We start from the raw sequence: 20,576 nt of genomic DNA on the forward strand, positions 1-20,576 counted from the left end.
ATTCATTTACATACCTTTCCCATATTACCATAAAAAAATGTGGGCAATTGTGCATACGGAAGATTGTAAACCCCCGTGTTTGGCATCGAATCATCTGATGTATAAATAGGTAGCGTGCAGACAAACATTAACTACATACTTTTTAACCGTTTCATGTACGGGACAGGGATTGATCCAACGGAAAAGAGAGACACATACCATTTAGGGAGGCGGGTAGTTGTGAAGGATGGAAATTGTGATTTTTCACCTATGAAACAAATTTTAAAAGAGGATATACGCCAAGTAATTGCGGCATTGGAGCTTAACCTAGAAGCTATGAGTAATGAAAACGATTGTCTGCTGGGGAGTTTTGAAAAAATTAAAGAACAATTTGTTTCCATAGACATGAAAGCTGCCACTTTTTATTTAAACTGCTATTTATCTCCCTTTACGGACAAATATCCTGAATTAACAATCAGCATCCAAAATTTGTCTAACCGAAAACATGGTGGGTTAATTGTGATTCAAAGACAAGAATCTCTGGAAACGATTATTCAGCCGGGTATTTCCATAGGAGCAGAGCTAACTCACTCTTTATTGGAGTCGATTTTTTATCCTGGAAATCCACTTCATGACGGTGCAGTGCTGGTCAGTCAAAATCAAATATCTTCCGCAGCAAATGTACTGCCACTCTCAGTAAGATCAACGGGAGGCAAAAAGCTGGGAACACGCCACAGGGCTGCTTTAGGCTTAACAGAACGAAGTGATGCCCTTGTGTTGGTTGTATCCGAAGAAACAGGCAGGATATCATTTGCGTTAAATGGAAATCTGTACCCGATCAACAATCAAGGGTTACATTAGAACAAACGCATGGGTTCTTCATTCAGTCGTCATGTAAAACTCTAAGAAGGGCCGATTCCAGGTGAGAGGAATGCCATGAAATTGTTGATTCGGTCATATCAACCCGGTTTTTTAGTTGCTTTTTATATAAACAAAGGCATATGATAAATACGGAGATTCAATCAGAAAAGATATAAAACGAAAGAGGATTTTTACATGATAACGATTAAGAGTGAACGAGAAATACATTTGATGCATGAAGCGGGCAAACTTCTTGCTGCAACGCATAAAGAAATAGCTAAAATGATCAAACCAGGCATCACGACTTGGGAAATCGAGGAGTTTGTCGACAAATACCTGGCAGAACATGGCGCAACGCCGGAGCAAAAGGGATATAACGGTTATAAATACGCCACTTGCGCATCTGTGAATGACGTAATTTGCCACGGATTCCCGCAAAAGAAACCGTTGAAAGAGGGAGACATCGTAACGATCGATATGGTCGTGAATCTTAATGGCGGCCTGGCGGATTCCGCTTGGACATATGCAGTGGGTCAGATTTCCGAAGAAACCCAGCGTTTGATGGATGTAACTAAAAATGCTCTATATAGAGGCATCGAAGTGGCTCGGGCTGGAAATCGTCTCGGAGACATCGGGCATGCAATCCAATCATATGCCGAAGGAGAAAAGTTCTCCGTTGTCCGAGATTTCACGGGCCATGGAATCGGTAAAACGATGCACGAAGACCCAACCGTCCTACACTATGGCAAACCTGGTAAAGGTGCCCGACTAAAAGAAGGTATGGTCATCACGATCGAACCTATGTTGAATGCAGGAACATGGCATATGAAAATGGATCAAGACGGCTGGACGGCGAGAACCGCTGATGGAAAGCTATCGGCCCAATTCGAACATACGCTTGTCATCACAAAAGAGGCACCAATCATCTTAACAGAACAATAAGCTCAAAAAAGGCGGACCCGAACAGAAACGAAGGGGTCTGTCTTTTTTTTGTTTAAAAGCAATTGGAGGGGAATGGATATGACGTCCGTAGACTAGGAATATATAACCATTTTTCTCGGAAAAATGATATGATTTATTAAATGATATAGTAATGGGGTTCTACTATTGGAGATACTGGTGAAACCAAAAAAAGAAGCTGCTGTTTTTCCAAAGAGCAGATAATTGAATGAATTAGCTTTCGAAAAAAACATTGGAAGACCTCATGTAAACAGACATTGATATTATTCGATGCCTTTTTTGTGATTTAATTGCAACAAAATCCCAGTCAAAGAATCGATTTTAGGAGCCTAGCACTTGGAATTTACACATTATCCCATAAATAACCTCGTCAGAATATTCAAAACACTATTATCTCTCAATAGAAGGAATATGTGAAAAGTAGTACTAAGTAGTTCGGCATTAAAAACTTTACTATTATGTGGCAGCACAGGATAATAAGGGAGAAGGAAGAAATATTTAAAGCATGTACATTAAACGATACAAAGGGGGTTTTGGCAGTGAAAAAAGGGGAAAAGCCGTCTACAACGGTAGAATCGGTCGGATTGAGCCAGCGAGAATTTTTAACGATTTTTTTACTCCATTCCTTGAAAGAAAAAGCGAATTATCCACGGGCGATTCATCAGGATCTTAAAAATACGTTTACCGGAAAAGTCCATAGCTATGACTATTTATGTAAAATTTCCAATATGCTTGTAGAATCCCATCATTTATCCTTATACACGAATAAGGGCAGGAATTATTATCAGATTACTGAAAAAGGAAAAGAGCTTTATACCTGGTACCAAGAGAATTTCCTCGAACGGTTTTCCGAGGTGAAAAAGGTGATTGACCGGTTCATGTTCGATTTGCGCAGGTCCGGTGAAAATCCCCCTGTAATTAACGAACTTCCTGAAGATTATCGATCGTATTTCTCGAAAATAATATCCGTGAAGGACCTTGTCCGGTACGTCACCTTAAAAGCGGCTTTCACAAAGAAGCCCATTTATATGGGGGAAATCGGCGAATTGCTCAAAAATCAGTTCGGCTGGATTGCTTCTAACGGCTATTTATACGATTTATCTCATGAAATGGAAGAGAACGGCCTTCTTGTCGGCAGGTGGGAAAGTGAAAAGCGGACGAAACGTTATTTACGAATTACTGATGAGGGTCAGCATCATTATAAACAGATTGCCGACTCGGCTGCTTTTCAAGTGCAGGAAATCCAAAAATACATGGCAAGTGTCATTATGTTCCTAAAAGAAAAGACATGAAGAACGGACAGCGTACCCCTTAAGATCTAAGAAAGATTCGAATTACATGATTAGCTTGAAACATTCAAGGGTAAACGTCATTAAAAACACTTCTTATCAATGGGGGAATGCATAATGGCAGAAAAACACGATGAAATGGGCAGCATATTCAGTTTCATAAAAGGTCAGGTCGATAAACTGCCCATTTCCAATTCTAAAAAGAACAAAATGCTTGACCAGCTCCTGAAGCTTAAAACGATGACAGTCGATGCCAGGGAACCGCGAATTGCGCTTGTCGGCAGGCGCGGTTCGGGAAAATCATCATTGATCAATGCGATGTTTGGTCAGGAAAGGCAATATGTCAGTTCTGTCAAATCAGGAACGGGTAAAGGAAAATGGCTGTGGTATCCGAGTGATGATAATCCGAAGATTCGTCTTTTGGACTCGCGTGGCTTGGGGGAAAGTGAAGCACCGACAGAGGATTTCGAAGAAGAAACACCTATGGAGGAATTGGTGAAAGCGGTCACGGAAGAACAGCCGGACGTGTTTCTTTTCTTGATTAAAGCAAAGGAGGCGGACTCTCGGGTTGAAGAGGATTTACAGGAGCTGAACAAGCTGCGCATGATCGTCAAAGAGAAACACCATTATGATGTACCCGTCATCTGTGTGGTCACCCAAGTGGATGAATTGGATCCGCCACATTATAAGCAAGCCCCTTTTGATGCCAACCCTAAGAAAAAACAAAATATTGAAGAAGCCATGGCGCTGATGTCGAAGCGATTCAATGAAAGTGACATTCCGCTCTTGACTGTCATTCCCATATGTTCTTACATTGATTTTGATGACAAAGGGAATATCGAATATGATATGCGTTGGAACATCGATTTACTTTCTGATTATTTAATCGAGGCCTTACCCAGTGAAGCGAAACTGAAGACAGCCAAGGCGATGCAGAGCCAATACGTCAAGAAAAAATTTGCACGGACGATCGTTGGGACATTCACGGCCATCGCCGGCATTATCGGTGCAGAACCGATTCCATTTGCCGATTTTCCGATCTTGACAGGAATTCAAGGCTTGATGATCGTGGTCATTGGTTTCATTGCCGATAAAGACATCAATACAAAATCGGCGAGTGAGTTCATTGCAGCATTAGGAATTAATGTAGGCATCGGTCTCCTTGTCAGGGAAGGAGTCAGGGCAGCGGTCCGCTTCGTTCCAGTAGCTGGTCTAGCCGTATCCGGCGCGGTCGCCGGCGGAGTCACCTATGGCATCGGTCAAGCTGCAATTGCATACTTGATTGAAAACAAAGATATCGCGGAGGCAAAGAACGCTTATAAGCATGCGAACAAAAATTATAAAAATGAAGACATTGAATCTTAATAAGCAGATTGAAATCATAAACTCCACTAAAGTGATATGATAAAAGGGAGTTCTAGTGGTGAAGGGTCATTGCTGCTGGGTGGTTCAGTACATTGCTTATTATAGAAGGGGTGTTCTTCATGCTTTTTTTTCAGTCACAGAAGCAAAGAGAATATATTCAAAAATTAGAGAAAGCGATACAGTGCTTTGCCGATCGAGCAGAAGCACTCGATGCGACAAATGGGTTCCCTTTTGAAAACATGAAAGACTTAAAGGACTTCGGATATCCAAAGCTAACGCTGGCAAAAGAGGATGGAGGATATGGGGGAACACTATATGATTTTCTTCTATGTCAGGAAAAAATAGCTGAGTATTGCGGTCCCACGGCATTAGGAATAGGCTGGCATGTCGGAACGGTCCTATCCCTTATGGAAAAGAAATCATGGGAAAAAGGAATCATGAAAGAATTGCTTAAAGAAATATCAGCAGGCGCTCTCATCAATACAGCAGCATCAGAGGCTGGAACTGGAAGCCCGACGCGCGGAGGCCGTCCTGAGACGATCGCCATCAAAAGAGGGGAACAATGGATTTTGAATGGCAGAAAGACGTTTACGACTCTTTCTCCAGTCCTGGATATATTTCTAGTGACTGCATGGGTACCTGATGATGAGCTGCTCGGCACGTTTTTAGTTCATCATGATCGAACTGGTGTAGAGATTGAAGAAACGTGGGATATGATTTCGATGCAGGGAACAGGAAGTCATGACCTGGTGTTAAAGGACGTCAGTTTGCCTGAAAAGTATTATGTGCAAAAAAGCAACCCTTTGGAAAAACGGAAACCTGATGCATGGCTCCTACATATACCAGCCTGCTATTTGGGGATTGCAGCAGCTGCGAGAAATTATGCGGTGGAATTCGCAAAAACATATTCCCCCAATAGCTTACCAGGACCAATAAGGGATCTTCCGAATGTTCAGAGGACAATCGGGGAAATGGAACTGGAGCTATGTGAAGCCCGCCATTTTCTATACTCTGTCGCAGAAAAATGGGAACGGCAGCCTGATGATCGTGAAGAATTAGCGAAACAATTGGGTGCAGTTAAATTATCAGTCGTCAATAAAGCGATTTCGATTGTCGACAAAGCGATGAGAGTCGTTGGTGCCAAAAGCCTACAACGGCAAAATCCCTTGCAACGCTACTATAGGGATGTACGTGCAGGACTTCATAATCCCCCGATGGATGATGCGACAATCACCTTGCTCGCAAAATCAGCTCTTTATTAAGTAAATGGCATGATGGATTGCACTGGAATGATTTGATCATTTCAGTGTTTTTCTTGTTCTTTTACCCATCCTGTATCATTAGGGCTCAAGATTCCTCGGTGCTATATACCCCCAAATTCAATGCCCTTTCTGATATTTTACTAGCTTATCATTCTTTAACTTGTTATGATTAAAACGCCTGTCTAAATATTCGAAAAATATTGAGAGTTCGGTGTGAAAATGAATCTTATGACAAAAGATTTACTTATTAATTTTTTAATTATCCTTTTTCCGCTCTTTATATTGCAAATGAGCTATCTAGTGAAGTTCGTGTATCGTTTAGATTCATTAAAAGGATGGTTCCTATCCATTTTCCCGATTCTTTCTCTAGTCCTATGCATGCTGTTTCCAGTCGTCATTGAGAAGGATTTTGTTTGGGATCTTCGCTGGATTCCTTTTCTTTTAGGAGGATTGTATGGGGGCTATAGATTAGGAATCATATTAATTATCATCACTTTATTCATTCGTTATTTAACTGGAGGGGAAAACGGGTTTTATATTTCTTGCATCACTTTTCCGCTAATAGGCATTTCCCTGTTTTTCATCTCTAAATACTACCTCAAAATATCTGTCAGTAAAAAAATCTTCGTCGGTGTCTCATTAATCTTTTTTGTTCATATTCTTACACAATTTATTTCAACTCAACTATTTGATCTTACTATCGGTATAAGTCTTTGGAAGCAATATTTTACGATCCAAGTGATAGGAATCATCATAGTCATCATACTATGGGAGGTTATCATGGCGAATTTCCAGGTTCTTGAACAGTTAGTGAAAGCGGAAAAATTGCAAATCGTAAGCCACCTGGCTGCAAGTATTTCCCATGAAGTACGTAACCCCCTTACGGTGACAAGAGGATTTATCCAAATGTTAAGTGAAGACGTATCTCCACAAACAAAGGTGAAGTATGCGAGTATTGCTCTGCAGGAATTAGATCGAGCAACGGATGTCATCAATGATTATTTGACGTTTGCCGCCATAAGTCCGGAAAATACTGACCGATTGCGCGTATCCGATGAAATCAAGCATGTCGTGAACAGCATCAAGCCATTGGCAATCAAGAATAGGGTTGATTTAAAGATATCCGTTTTTGACGACAAGTCCTACTATATAGTTGGAGAAAGCAAAAAATTTCAACAATGCCTGTTCAATATCGTGAAAAATGGCATTGAATCCATGTCAGTTGAGGGAGAATTATCGATCCACGTACATCATGCGGCCTCCACCATCCAAATTAAGATTCAGGATGAGGGAATTGGAATGTCCCAAGAACAAATAGGTCGTTTAGGTGAGCCATACTTCACGACAAAAAATACAGGAACGGGATTGGGGATGATGGTCTCATACAGCGTAATCAAAAGCATGGAGGGCACGATATATGTCTCAAGTGCACAGGGGAAAGGAACCTGCTTCGCGCTTAACCTTCCGATTCATGCCTATGAATCTATGTAATATCCTTGTAAATTGACGGTTTACTGGGGATATATTACAATTTACTCAATCTACCAATTTTTGTGAAAAGCACTAGATACCTAAGGGAGATGATGGAATGAAATCGCTTACGGATGGACAAATCATTTGGGAACCGACTAACGAACAGATCGAACAAACGGTATTGACTCACTATATGAAATGGTTAAAAGAAAAGAAAGGTTTATCATTTCAAGCTTATCATGAATTATGGAAATGGTCGGTTGATGAATTGGAGGATTTTTGGGCTTCAATTTGGGATTATTGCGATGTAAAAGCCGAAAGGAACTATGATGCGATTTTATCAGAGCAATCAATGCCTGGTGCGAAGTGGTTCGAGGGGGCACGGCTTAATTATGCAAAAAATGCTCTATTGAATGATCAAGAAGAGAAAACGGCGATTTTTTTCCGCTCCGAGCATATCAAGCAGAAGGAGGTTAGCTGGAAAGAACTTAAAGAAAAAGTAGCCTCTGTCGCCCATTCATTAAGGAAGCTCGGGGTGAAAGCCGGTGATCGGGTGGTAGCCTATATACCTAATATACCTGAAGCCGTCATCGCATTCCTGGCTACAGCAAGCATTGGGGCCATTTGGTCGAGCTGTTCACCTGACTTTGGGGCAAGAAGTGTCATAGATCGCTTCAAGCAAATTGAACCGGTTGTATTACTGGCGGTTGATGGGTATCGGTATAATGGTAAGGTTCATGATAAAACATCCGTTGTGTCACAGCTTCAAAAAGAATTGGTCACAGTCAAGCATACGGTGTTGATTCCATACATAGAAAAAAAGACAGTGGATATGATTCCCGCAGATATCATTCCATGGGATGACCTCCTAAATGAACATGCTGAATTATCTTTTGAGAGCGTTCCATTCGATCACCCGCTTTGGATTCTCTATTCTTCAGGTACAACGGGATTGCCCAAGCCAATTGTTCAAGGGCATGGCGGAATCGTATTGGAGCATGTAAAATCAACAAAGCTGCATCAAAACATGAATTCAGAGGATACAGCATTTTGGTTTACGACGACAGGCTGGATGATGTGGAATCTCCTGATGGGTGGTTTGCTTAATGAAGCCACAATCGTCCTTTATGACGGCAGTCCTTCCTTTCCGAATTCGGAGGTTCTTTGGGAGCTGGCAGAAGATTCCGGCATGACCTTCTTTGGAACAAGTGCTCCTTTCCTTACTAATTCCATGAAATTAGGCGTCAAGCCGATGGAAAAATATGATTTATCGAAATTGAAGGCTCTTTTTTCCACTGGAGCACCTTTGTCAGGTGACGGATACAAATGGGTATATGAGCATGTCAAAAAGGATATCTGGCTCAGTTCATCCAGTGGAGGGACCGATGTCTGTGCCGGATTTGTTGGTGGCGTTCCGACATTACCAGTAAGAATCGGGGAGATACAGGGCAGGGCATTAGGTGTACGCGTCGAAGCCTTTGATGAAAAAGGTCATTCCTTGATGAATGAAGTCGGTGAATTGGTGATTACGAAGCCGATGCCATCCATGCCGTTATATTTCTGGAATGATCATAAGGGCACAAGATATTACGAGAGTTATTTCGATACGTATCCTGGCATCTGGAAACATGGTGATTGGATAAAAATCGACGGCAAGGGCAGCTGCATCATATATGGTCGATCCGATTCAACCATTAACCGCTCCGGAGTCCGTATGGGCACCAGTGATATTTACCGTGTTGTGGAAGCGATAGACGAGGTCATGGAAAGCCTCGTTATCGATCGGGAGGTGCTTGGCCGTGATTCTTCTTTGCTGCTGTTCGTCGTCCTTAAGCCTGGCAGCGAGCTTGATTTAACCTTGACAGCCAAAATCAAGCAACAAATCAGGGGGCAGCTGTCACCGCGCTTCATCCCAGACCAAATCCATGCTGTTGAACAAATCCCTAAAACGTTGAATGGAAAGAAAATGGAAGTCCCGATCCGGAAAGTGTTGTTAGGTTTCGAGATTGATAAAGTAGTGAATGCAGACTCCATGGGCAACCCTGAATCGCTCCAATTTTTCAAGAATTTAGCTCGTGAGTTAAATGAGAAGAAAATTTTCTGATTGAGAGGGGAATGTCAATTGAAAACGCGAATGACAGAAATGTTAGGAATCCAATATCCGATTATCTGCGGAGGTATGTTTCAAGTTGGCCGAGCCCCGCTTGCTGCTGCCGTATCTGAAGCAGGTGGGCTTGGCATCATTACTTCGAAAACACAGGGGACTCCTGAACGGCTTCGTGATGAAATACGTAAAGTGAAAGCTTTGACGAAGAAGCCCTTCGCCGTGAACCTAAATTTATTCCCCAGTCAGACGGCCACACCAAATGCTGATTTCATTGATATTTTAGTGGACGAAGATGTAAAAATCGTCGAAACGAGTGGCAGAAGTCCAGAAGGGTTAATGTCAAAGCTTAAAGAGCATGGGTTTACCGTGATACATAAGGCAGCAAGTGTCAAAAACGCAATATCGGCAGAAAAAGTAGGAGTCGATGCCGTCATTATCGTTGGAAATGAAACAGGCGGCCATCCTGGCATGGGAGATGTAGGAACGCTTGTCATGCTTCCTAGGGTCGTTGACTCCGTTTCGATACCCGTTATCGCTGGCGGAGGATTCTCAGATGGCAGAGGCCTCGTTAGCGCATTGTCCATGGGAGCTGAGGGTATCGTCATGGGAACTCGCTTTATGGCCACTAAAGAGGCGCCCATTCATAATAACGTAAAGGACTGGATGGTAGCAGCAGATGAAATGGATACCGTTGTCATCCAAAGAAATATAGGAAGTCCGTCGCGCGTAGCTTTGAACGCTGTCAGTAAGGAAGTGGACAAGCTTGAAAATGAAGGAGCCACGATAGAAGACTTACTTCCGCTCATTACGGGGCAAAGAAGCAAAAAAGTATACGTTGAGGGAGATTTGGACGGAGGTATCTGGTCGTGTGGCCAATCAGTAGGTCTGATCAAGGAAGTATGCACGGTCGATCAACTGATAAAGCAAATCGCCCATGAAGCAAAAAACTCGCTCGAATTCATTCAAATCAGGCTTGAATCGATCCGTGCCTGAAAAATAGTGCTATTGGTATGGAACATGAGATCAGAAACGATTTCATGTTCCTTTTTTTGATGTATAATTCTTATAAACACCATACACCTGATTATTTTCCAATGCCTGCGATCAGTTTTAAAATCGGGTTTCGTTATGAAATGATCAATTTGAGATTTTAAGCGTATTGGTTAGAATCTAACAACTAGGCGTTCATTAATGGAATACCTTTAGGGGGGGATCATATGATTTGGGCTTTTATCATATTATTTTTAGCGGCAGTTGCAATCGGAGCCATTGGTGCGCCACCATGGGGGCTTTCTATCTTAATTTTCCTTTTTTTAGTTTACCTTTTTATGTTTTATTACTATCAAGTTCTTTATGGAAAAAATGTAGATAAAATTAAGAATTACTTAAGAAAATCAAAAATACCGTTTTATCGATTCACCTACCAGCTACTATACAGTAATGAAGCAGAGGCGGAAAAAACACTAAAGCGCATCAAACAGAAAACAGCTAAAAATCAAGCAAGCGTCATGCTTTTTACTAAGCAAAAAAGGTACAAAGAGGCAAAGGTACTCTTATCCGAAATGAAGGATAACAAATTCAAATGTTATTAAGGTGCTGTTATTTCCCTTCTCGAGGGTAACCAAGACTCATATAAGTTTTATAAAGAACAGATTAAGGATCCCGTATACGTCTCCTGGCTTAAGGCAGAGGAATTAGTTCTTGAAGGAAACAAAAATGTGGCGATAGAGATGTTGGATGAACAGATAAAACACTTAAGAGGGTTGAATTTGCTTTCCGCCGTACATTACAGAGAATCAATGACTCAAGAGTAATAGATAAGTCATTGTAGGCGATACAAAACCGAATTGCTAATTGAACTATTAACTTACGACAAATCAGCAGCTCTTATGTTACAAACGTTTTATCTACTTAATCCCGAACAATATTTATGTGTTTACGAGTCTTCATCTAGAGATAGCTATAGAGCAGATAAAAATAATAATAAAGATTTAAAAAAAATTGATTTCTTAAAAACTTATTTGTACTAACCGAGGCTGATCAATAAGAACTTCAACAATTTTTTTGGACGCTTTTTGTTTGTAGAACCCCCACAATTTCATAAAGGTTGTATAATGTGGCATTTGATTAACACATTGTAAATTTACAAGTCATATCGTACGGGTACCTGATATGGAGTATGATAATTATGAGGGCGAGAAATGAAAGGAGATGTGGGATGTCAATGGATAAACCAATTGCTTTCGTCACAGGTGGGAATCGTGGAATTGGATTTGAGCTGGTTAAACAATTGGCTGTGAAGGGTTTTAAGGTCATACTGTCTAGTCGCGATCCCAAAAAGGGATACGAAGCTCTGGAAAAACTGAAGGATCCAAATCTGGATATATCATATATGATGATGGATGTAGACGAACAAGACAGTATCCGACAATCTGCGCATACAGTTAATGAGAAATATGGAAGATTAGATGTATTGATCAATAATGCCGGCATTTATGTAGATGGGGATGAAAAGTTAATAACTATGGACCCTTCCATTCTAGAGAAAACGATGAGAACTAATTTCTTCGGTCCTTACTTTGTCATCCATTCCTTTATTCCACTCATGGAAAAGCGCGGCTATGGGAGAATCATCAATATATCTTCGGAACTTGGGGCAATGAGTGATATGTCCGTTCAAGGAACAGGTGCCTATAAATTATCCAAGCTAGCCTTGAATGGAATGACGCAATTGATGGCTACAGAAATTAAAGGAGATATTAAAATTAATTCGGTCGATCCTGGATGGGTAAGTTCAGATATGGGAGGTCCGTACGCTTCAGTTTCACCAAAACAAGCAGCTGAATCTATTCTATGGTTAGCTACCATTGGACCTGAAGGACCTAATGGAGGGTTCTTCAGAAATGGAAAATCAACCAATTGGTAAAGCCGGTAAGGAAGTATATGGGTAACGATATTCGTTTCTGCAAAAGACAATACAGAAAGCATAGTTACTGCAACCATTGAATTTCTTTTAGGGGTAGCGTCATATTTAAGTGGAATTACAACGTTAAGCAATTATTTATATAAAACAGCCTAAATTCTAAGTGTTTGATACTAAGAATTTAGGCTGTTTGTATTTTGAAGAGTTAAACATTGTCTTCAGACAGCTTTCTATATATTAAGAAGCTTGGATACGTTGGTGATTGCACAATTCTGATTTACAGTCATAGTCCCTTTTTTATAATAACTTCACTGCGTAGTTCATTCTTGCATGATTATTAAGATATTTCTTTAATCTCCCTTTGAATATACCTTCTTTTTTCGCCAATCAATACCTTGACGCTGCCGCATTCAAATGAAATCTCGCTCTAATTGATTCCCACCAGCCATGACTGTAGTTAAAAACTGACTATATGGATTGTTTTTAGATAGATTTAGCTATGTATCTTTTAACACTTCAGATTTACTTTTCTATCAGCGTGGAGATAATTAAATCTAATAATTGGTGTCTAATATTTTTAATAATGTTTTTTAAGAAAAATGTAAGAAATCGATAGCAAAAAGTAAGTGTAATATGATCTTTGTTGTAAGAAACGATATGTAGAATGTGGAAGTAATCTCAATCAAGGTTTAATACTAACATTGGTACGTCATAAAATTGAATCGTAAAGCGGATTAAGGAATATATGAATGATAATAAGAAAAATCGCCAATCTAATCGAGGGTGAATCTTATCATCATACCCAAATATACGTTACTAATTCTGATGGACAAGTTTTTAGAACTCCCAATGCTACAGAAGATAAGCTACATTTACATTGCATTATACACGAACAGTTAGAGGGAATTTCAGAAAAGGTAGGCAAAAAACTGTTGGGAACACCTTTTATAATCGTATATGTTTTCAACAGGAAAGCGGAAATTTTAATCGGTAAAAATGATTCATACGGTATTTTTATTATATTTATATAATTTTATCGAAGTGTTAACCCGTGATTTTTCTCATTTCAGCATTATTATTATATTCTAATATAACAATAATTCCTTGGGTGATGAATTCTGCAGCAAAAGGGATCTTTATAGTGCTAATTTAATATAGATTGAAAGGTAGCAAGCGAATCCTTTATCACTATATAAATCAATTCGGAGCTCGCAAAGGAAACTGATCCAAGGGAAAATTTGATTGTTTAAGAGCCTCCGAAGACAACGTCATACAAATGGCTATGATTGAACCGTTATCGAGAAAGAGTGGGATAAGAAGAGAAGGGGGTATCCTTTTTTATACTAAGGGAATACATAAGATCGATGTAATTTCTACAACCAAGAATTTGAAAATCCAGGTAGTGTAATGAAAATCTGAACATAAAAGAAATTTATATGTGGAATTAACTGATAATTTAAAGTGAACTTAAGAAAACATTGAATCAGCATTTTTGAACTTATTTTATTGATTTTGTAATTCAAAATTATGCGCTAACGGCAGTTAAGGTAATTAACCAATAAAAGATGTATTAAAAAAAATAATTTGTATAATGCTCAGTTGGAACGAACATGAATAAATCCAATGAAATTTTATGTAATTTGAAGATTGAATTAAATACTTGTCCGAAGTATCAAAAATTCAAATTCCATCTCAATAACTTAAGTATACTTATGATATGAGACAAATTTAATGAATTTATTATAACTTCCTATAATATATATTATGTAAACTAGAATAGAAAAATATACATCAGCTAATTAACAACTTCCTACTTCCCTTCGATTTATATAATTGGCGCCTAATTTGACTTGTATTGCCAGCATCACTATTCAATGCTGAATCCGATGAATCTTTAGGTTCTTCCGATTTCAAGTTCTCTTAATGAATGGTTCATACGGGTTTAATAAGATAAATGATTATTTTTTTTCTGAATTTTTTTATCACAAGCCTATCATGATACTTAGACGAACTCACATAGTCCAGTTTCCGCTATTCCGGTTAATTCAAGTCTTATAGACCATGCATTATGCCAAATCCGCTAAGACACCGCTTTACGTGCTTTAAAACACTTCTAAAGTAAATACATGATATATTAGCTTTACAGCTAGTATTCAAGTACCAAACTCTAAAAATTCACCTGTTTATGAGGCTCAATTGCGAGAGTTAGGAATAAATCGCCAAGATTGGTGGATTTAACATAGAAAAATTTCATTAAGGAAAAGGGAGAAAAAAAGGCACCCCCCCTTCGACTAATGATCTTAATGTTATTTCAAGTTTCTAAGATGACAAAAATTGCCCGCTTTGCAGCACCTTATTAATAACAAAACGATCCTCTACAAATATTTCTGCAAAATCACAACCAAAAGATAAAACGGCAGCTAACACTTCTTGTACATTAGATTGGCTTAACATATTTGGCCGTTAAATTTATAATAATTATTCAGCATTATCATTTTCCCTCAAACACTTGTGTGTTTTTCTATAGAGTATACATACCTTTGATAATACCCTTTGTATAAGTCAAAAGGAATAATATTAAAACCCCTACGTAGCAAACTTTATTTAACAGCTCTATAATTAGGAGAATTCGAATTATAATAACTTTAGTTGTTTATAACGTTTCCGTCTAGTGCACGCTCATTTTTTGTGGGTGCTTCTTTTTTGAATTTATTTGTTAATGCACCAAGCTTTTCAATTTCAATTGTTACTTGATCTCCATCTTTTAAATAAATTCTTTGATCTTCAAGATAACCAAATATTACTCCTTCAGGTGTTCCTGTTAAAATAATATCCCCTGGATTTAGTGTCATATGTTCTGATATATAACTTACAATTTCATCACATTTAAATATCATATCTGATGTATTTGAATTTTGGCGAACTTCTCCATTTACTGTTGCCTTGATATTTAGCTGATTTGGATTTCCAACTTCAGTACTCGTTACTAAATATGGGCCGACAGGGCAAAAGCCATCACAGTTTTTCCCTAACAGCCATTGGTGTGTACGAAATTGCAAATCTCGAGAGGATAAATCGTTACAATTACAGTATCCAAATACATGGTCTAATGCTTTGTCTTGCCCAACGTTCTTTGCTTGCTTTCCGATTACTATAGCAAGTTCAGCTTCATAATCATTTTCTTTTGAGTTCAATGGCAGGTTAATAACTTCATTATCAGCTGCAATCGTATTATTATACTTATTAAATAGGATAGGGTAATCAGGCAAAGGCATATTGGATTCCTCTGCATGCTTTTTATAGTTTAGCCCTACACAAATAATTTTCCCTGGTCTTGGAACAGCCGGTCCGTAAATTAAATCATTTTCTTCCAAAAATAAACCCTCTTTATTATTTTCAATTGCTTGTTTAATTAGAGATTCTAATAGTGGTATCAATCTTACATTATCAATTATAATATCTTCTATTGTATTTGGAATTTCTACATTGAATAAAACAGCTGTTTTTTCAATATGTAACACACCATAATTTATTTTTATCCCTACCTTTAATTGACCATTTTCTTTAAATGTTAATAATTTCATTACGTTCCCCCACTTTATAAGATTTTGTAAACCATGAAAATAACTGATTGAAAAACCAGCTAATTATTTTTCCCATTCACTACTCCGCCATCAATCATAAATGGCGTCCCCATCATAAATTTTGATTCATCACTTGCCAAATACAAGGCACCATAAGCAACATCAATAGGTTTACCTAAATCACGGCTTAGTTGTCTTTCCTTAATTTTAGCTATTGCCGCTTCAGGATCGGATTCCTTTGACAAATAATCTTCAACAAATGGCGTATAAATCGTTCCAGGCATTAAAGCATTTACTCTTATGTTATATGGCGCATAATCTACTTGTATTGATTTGGTTAATGATAGTATGGCTCCTTTACTTGCAGCATAGGAAGCTCTGTTTGATAAACCTATTTCTGCTATGCAGGAAGACATATTGATGATAGACCCTCCTTTATTTTCCATCATAAAAGGAAGGACAGCCCGAGAAACCAAGAAGACGCCTGTAACATTAACCTCGAACACTCGCTTCCATAACTTTAAATCTATTTCATGCAATTTCCCTACACCGCTTATCCCTGCATTATTAAAAAGAATATCGAGTGTCTGATATTTATTTTTTATCTCTTTCACCATTTGATTTACACTGTTTTCATCCGTTACATCAACTTTAATAAAAATGGAATCCCCATGAATTTGTTCTATTTCTTTAACCGTTTGCTCACCCCAAGATTCATTGATATCTGCAACAATAACCTTTGCGCCTTCTTTCGCAAATAATAAAGCAGTTTCTTTTCCAATACCTGATCCTGCCCCGGTAATAAGGGCGATTTTATCTTTCAATCGCATTGATTCCCCTCCTATCTTATTAATAGAAAAAATTAAATGATCCTCATAAAAAGAGTTTAGTCTATTTATCTATGAAAAAATTGTAGGGATCCATAATGAAATTCCAGGAACAAAGGCAATTAGCATGGCAGCAATAATTAATATCATTAAGAAAGGGATGCTGTGTTTAATAAAGTCTTCTACTTTTGTACCAGTTATGGAACAAGTAGCAAACATGATTGTCCCTAACGGCGGTGTGAGAGTCCCTATGCTTATACACACAATAAAGAATATCCCAAAATGAACGGGGTCTATACCATATTGCTGGAGCATTGGCATAAATAGCGGGGTTAAGATAATGATAGAGACATTTCCTTCAACAAACATTCCTACTATTAATAGGAAAATAAGAACGATAATGAAGAACATCATTGGCGAAGAAATATAATCAGCCATAAATACTGTCATTTGCTGAGGTACTTGCTCTAAAGTAAGAACCCAGGCAAATGCTGAACCGGCTGCAATGATAATTAATATAGACGCAGCCGTATGTACTGTCTCCACCAGTGCACTTATAAGTTGTTTCAATTTCATCTCACGATAAACAACTAAACCAAGAAATAATGCATAAAAGACTGCAATAGCTCCCGCTTCCGTTGCACTGAAAGCACCGAAACGAATGCCTCCAATAATAATAATTGGTAAGAGCAATGCAAGTAACGCATCCTTAAAAGAGAAGAAAAATTCTTTTGCCGAAAATTTCTTCTTGTTTTCCGTTTCAAGATTGTACTTTTTTGCATGAAAATGTACGTATATCATAAATATTAAACATAGAACAAACCCGGGCAAAACCCCTGCCAGAAAAAGTTTCCCGATAGAAACATTTCCAACATATCCATACATAATTAACGCTATTCCTGGAGGAATAATAGGTGTTATTAAAGAAGTTGCAGCTGTTAAAACGGTTGCATAAGATTTGTCGTATCCTTTTTTAACCATCTCAGGAACCAATATTTTAGATTGCATCGCAGCATCAGCAATATTTGATCCCGAAAGCCCGCCCATCAATGTACTGAGCACTACATTCACTTGCGCCAAAGAACCGGGCAAAGGTCGAGTAATGACTTCTGCAAATTTAAGCATCCTTGAAGTTATACCTGTGTAGTTCATCAATACTTGGACCCCGGGCCTCTATGAAAGAATACAAGAGCTGCTGGCAAATCGGCCATCATGAAAATAAAAACTTACTATGTTCTTTAAGCTGAAAGTATTCATTTTTTGATAAAGGAGCAAAGAAGAAGGAAACTTATCATACACAACCTGTACTTTCTCTTTAAAAGGAGCAAGGTCAACTTCATGTACTTCTACACCCTGTTTTTCAAATTCCGCCAACACTCTTTTATCCTCTTCCTCCAAAACGCCCCATGCGTATTCCCCTGCCTCATCACCTGTTTCCTTCAGCATTTGAACAACTTCGTCTGGAAGTGAGTCAATGAAGTTTGTCCCGGTTATCCAAGCAGAAATAAATTTTTGATGCCCTGTTAAAGAAAGATGCTTTGATACTTCATGCGCCTTTACACCTTCTAGTACAGGAAGCGGGTTTTCTGCACCATCAATTAATCCTTGTTGCAATGAGGTATATAAATCGCCTAATGGGGTAGGAGTTGCTGCAGCACCTAATGCCTTAAATGTCGTAATGGACATTGGGTTATTAGGTACTCTAATCTTCCTGCCTTTTAAATCTTCTGGTAAGGATACCTTTTCATTACTCATAAGATGCCTTTCACCATATACTGTGTTTGTTGATACGATACTAATTTCTTTCTCATTTAAATCACTTTTTATTTCATCAAACCAGTCTGTAGTAGTTAAGTATAATAATTCATCAAAACTCTCAACTAAATATGGCGCATTCAAAATCCCCGCATCCGGAACATAGTCCATCAAAAAGTCATAACCAACCATTGTAATTACATTGCTCCCCATTGTTGCCTGTTCCAGCACATCCTTTTCAGAGCCCAATTGCGAACTCGGGAAAAGTCTAATTTCAATTGTCCCATCGCTTCGTTCCTCTACTAACTCCTTCCATTTTTCCGCGAGTTTATCGATAGGTTCACCAGGTTGATTTCCATGTGCAACATTGATCACCATCTTCTCTTCAGATTCAACTGATGTAGTTGATGAACATGCAGCCATAGCAGCAACTAAGAATATTGAAACAGTAGCTAACATCAACTTTGTCATTAGCTTCATTCAAGCCCCCACTTCCTTCAAATTTATTACACCAGTGGAATTAAAAAGTGGGACCTATCCTCCATATCCCAAAGTCATGTTGCTTTAGTATTTCAGCCTTCGTCAACTTGCCTGAGCTTACTAAACCAATCTCACGTAAAATTCTTTTCCCGACCTCTTCAACCGTCTCTTTTCCTTCTATTATCGTCCCCGCATTCAAGTCCATATTATCGCCCATCTTCTCGAACATAGAGGTATTTGTAGAGATCTTTATAACTGGGGCTATCGGCGACCCTGTTGGGGTGCCCCTCCCCGTCGTAAACAATACGACTTGGGCGCCTCCTGCAACCATTCCCGTTAGCTGCTCTATATCATGACCTGGCGTATCCATCCACACCAAGCCTTTCTCTTTCGGTTCTTCTGCGTAATTTATCAATTCATTTAAAATGCTCTTCCCCGATTTATTTGCTGCTCCCAAGGACTTTTCTTCTAATGAACTTAATCCACCGGCAATATTGCCGGGACTCGGGTTACCTGTTCTAATGTCGACCCCCATTTGAATCGAACGATTTTCCATAGCATGAATGACTTCATATACACGTTTGGCAACTTGATCATTTGCCGCTCTTTTTGCAAGTAAATGTTCCGCTCCAATCAATTCTGTTGTTTCAGCTAAAATCGAAGTTCCACCTAATTCCACGATCATATCGCTAACTGAGCCAACAGCAGGATTAGCTGATAAGCCCGAGCAAGCATCAGAACCACCGCATTCTGTACCAATTATTAACTCACTAAAATTGCACCACTCTTTCATTTGGGTAGATGCTTCTTGAACCAATTTTGCTGCAGCTTTAGCACCTTCAGCAATGGTTGACAATGTTCCTCCATGATCCTGGATCGAAATACTCTGTACAGGTTTCCCACACTTAGCAATCTCCGCAGCTACGCTTCTAGCTTGGTGAGCTTCACATCCTAGCCCTAAAACTATTACACCAAAGACATTCGGATTTTTTCCTAATCCTACATAAGTTCGAAAGGTTTGCTCATAATCCACACCAACCTGTGCACAGCCATGCTGATGAATGAAAGTAACCGTTCCCTGGACAAGTTCTGTTATACGCTGGGCTGTTTGGGTTGCACAAGTAATCGTTGGCAAGATTAATACATGATTACGGACACCTACTTTACCATCAGGACGACGATAACCTAAAAATTCACCTTCATTATTTTTCAACTTTGTCACCTCTTCCTCTTATTCCTTCAAGATTGTGAACATGAACATGCTCTCCTTCTTCGATATCCCTCGTTGCCTTACCGATTATTTCTCCGTACTTTAGTATCTCATCGCCTTTTTTAATGGGACGTACCGCAAATTTATGCCCAAATGATATTTGCTCTTTTATTGTAATTCTTAATGGAATATCTTTGGGAAAATTCACGATCACCACCGTTTTAGGAGGAACATCCTGCAGAGTAACCGCAACGTTATCAATAGATTTCATCATTATAGTTCGAAACGTTTGTTCACTCAAAATGATATTTCCTTTCTTATTTCATATTTTATAAATCCATATAGACTCATTAATTTATTGAATCATTTGTAGCGTGGTGGTACCGGAAAAATAAATAAAGAATCACAAAACCTCCTTTCCCCATAACATCTTAAAAATCAATGTTCCCAACCAAATAAAACGCTTTCATTTTAAATATGATAAAAATATCGTGGTGGTAC

Annotated in this window: 17 protein-coding genes and 1 pseudogene; 11 read left to right on the forward strand and 7 right to left on the reverse strand. The window is 38.8% G+C overall.

Annotated elements, in window-relative coordinates:
* The first annotated feature begins 219 nt into the window (after positions 1-219).
* The 10 genes from cdaS (at position 220) to ASU00_RS18525 (ending at position 12,222) form a co-directional block, all read left to right on the forward strand.
* Positions 220-840, forward strand: coding sequence for a sporulation-specific diadenylate cyclase CdaS (cdaS, locus tag ASU00_RS18480; RefSeq protein WP_152983793.1), 621 nt, complete (start codon positions 220-222; stop codon positions 838-840).
* Positions 841-1,035: 195 nt separating this feature from the next.
* A complete protein-coding gene (gene map, locus ASU00_RS18485) occupies positions 1,036-1,782 on the forward strand; it encodes a type I methionyl aminopeptidase (RefSeq protein ID WP_057914951.1) in 747 nt (248 codons plus the stop codon).
* 557 nt (positions 1,783-2,339) lie between these two features.
* On the forward strand, positions 2,340-3,092 hold the full coding sequence (locus ASU00_RS18490; protein WP_057914952.1) for a helix-turn-helix transcriptional regulator: 753 nt from the start codon (positions 2,340-2,342) through the stop codon (positions 3,090-3,092).
* A 114-nt stretch (positions 3,093-3,206) separates the two neighbouring features.
* A complete protein-coding gene (locus tag ASU00_RS18495; RefSeq protein ID WP_057914953.1) occupies positions 3,207-4,454 on the forward strand; it encodes a GTPase in 1,248 nt (415 codons plus the stop codon).
* A gap of 119 nt (positions 4,455-4,573) precedes the next feature.
* Positions 4,574-5,716, forward strand: a complete 1,143-nt coding sequence (locus tag ASU00_RS18500) for an acyl-CoA dehydrogenase family protein (protein ID WP_057914954.1) — start codon at positions 4,574-4,576, stop codon at positions 5,714-5,716.
* A gap of 219 nt (positions 5,717-5,935) precedes the next feature.
* Entirely contained in the window at positions 5,936-7,207 is a 1,272-nt protein-coding gene (locus tag ASU00_RS18505) for a sensor histidine kinase (RefSeq protein ID WP_057914955.1), read from the forward strand.
* Positions 7,208-7,304: 97 nt separating this feature from the next.
* Complete coding sequence (locus ASU00_RS18510; protein ID WP_057914956.1) at positions 7,305-9,293, forward strand: acetoacetate--CoA ligase; 1,989 nt, start codon at positions 7,305-7,307, stop codon at positions 9,291-9,293.
* Between the two features lie 18 nt (positions 9,294-9,311).
* Positions 9,312-10,289, forward strand: a complete 978-nt coding sequence (locus ASU00_RS18515; protein WP_082630449.1) for an NAD(P)H-dependent flavin oxidoreductase — start codon at positions 9,312-9,314, stop codon at positions 10,287-10,289.
* Between the two features lie 224 nt (positions 10,290-10,513).
* On the forward strand, positions 10,514-10,888 hold the full coding sequence (locus tag ASU00_RS18520; RefSeq protein ID WP_057914957.1) for a hypothetical protein: 375 nt from the start codon (positions 10,514-10,516) through the stop codon (positions 10,886-10,888).
* A gap of 626 nt (positions 10,889-11,514) precedes the next feature.
* Positions 11,515-12,222 carry an SDR family oxidoreductase gene (locus ASU00_RS18525; RefSeq protein ID WP_057914958.1) on the forward strand — a complete coding sequence of 236 codons (708 nt, stop codon included), beginning with the start codon at positions 11,515-11,517 and terminating at the stop codon, positions 12,220-12,222.
* Positions 12,223-12,424: 202 nt separating this feature from the next.
* Here the strand turns inward: ASU00_RS18525 and ASU00_RS26385 are convergent.
* A pseudogene (locus ASU00_RS26385) lies at positions 12,425-12,716 on the reverse strand (helix-turn-helix domain-containing protein); the annotation flags it as partial.
* A gap of 252 nt (positions 12,717-12,968) precedes the next feature.
* Here ASU00_RS26385 and ASU00_RS18530 point away from each other — a divergent pair.
* Positions 12,969-13,250 carry a hypothetical protein gene (locus ASU00_RS18530; protein WP_057914959.1) on the forward strand — a complete coding sequence of 94 codons (282 nt, stop codon included), beginning with the start codon at positions 12,969-12,971 and terminating at the stop codon, positions 13,248-13,250.
* A 1,614-nt stretch (positions 13,251-14,864) separates the two neighbouring features.
* Here ASU00_RS18530 and ASU00_RS18535 read toward each other — a convergent pair.
* The 6 genes from ASU00_RS18535 to ASU00_RS18560 all read right to left on the reverse strand — a co-directional run bounded on the left by ASU00_RS18535 (position 14,865) and on the right by ASU00_RS18560 (position 20,376).
* The gene (locus ASU00_RS18535; RefSeq protein WP_057914960.1) at positions 14,865-15,803 is read right to left on the reverse strand and encodes a fumarylacetoacetate hydrolase family protein; all 939 of its coding nucleotides are present in this window, start codon (positions 15,801-15,803) and stop codon (positions 14,865-14,867) included.
* A 59-nt stretch (positions 15,804-15,862) separates the two neighbouring features.
* A complete protein-coding gene (locus tag ASU00_RS18540; RefSeq protein ID WP_057914961.1) occupies positions 15,863-16,633 on the reverse strand; it encodes an SDR family NAD(P)-dependent oxidoreductase in 771 nt (256 codons plus the stop codon).
* Positions 16,634-16,702: 69 nt separating this feature from the next.
* Positions 16,703-17,785: a TRAP transporter large permease gene (locus tag ASU00_RS18545; RefSeq protein WP_330219552.1), complete on the reverse strand. Its 1,083-nt coding sequence runs from the start codon at positions 17,783-17,785 to the stop codon at positions 16,703-16,705.
* 18 nt (positions 17,786-17,803) lie between these two features.
* Positions 17,804-18,865 carry a C4-dicarboxylate TRAP transporter substrate-binding protein gene (locus ASU00_RS18550; RefSeq protein WP_082630453.1) on the reverse strand — a complete coding sequence of 354 codons (1,062 nt, stop codon included), beginning with the start codon at positions 18,863-18,865 and terminating at the stop codon, positions 17,804-17,806.
* Between the two features lie 40 nt (positions 18,866-18,905).
* On the reverse strand, positions 18,906-20,078 hold the full coding sequence (locus ASU00_RS18555) for a UxaA family hydrolase (RefSeq protein ID WP_057914962.1): 1,173 nt from the start codon (positions 20,076-20,078) through the stop codon (positions 18,906-18,908).
* Positions 20,068-20,376, reverse strand: a complete 309-nt coding sequence (locus tag ASU00_RS18560) for a UxaA family hydrolase (RefSeq protein ID WP_236712776.1) — start codon at positions 20,374-20,376, stop codon at positions 20,068-20,070. Before ASU00_RS18560 ends, ASU00_RS18555 begins: the two co-directional genes overlap by 11 nt.
* Positions 20,377-20,576: the final 200 nt, after the last annotated feature.

Origin of the sequence: Peribacillus muralis, from assembly GCF_001439925.1 — a bacterium.
GTDB classification, from domain to species: Bacteria; Bacillota; Bacilli; order Bacillales; family DSM-1321; genus Peribacillus; species Peribacillus muralis.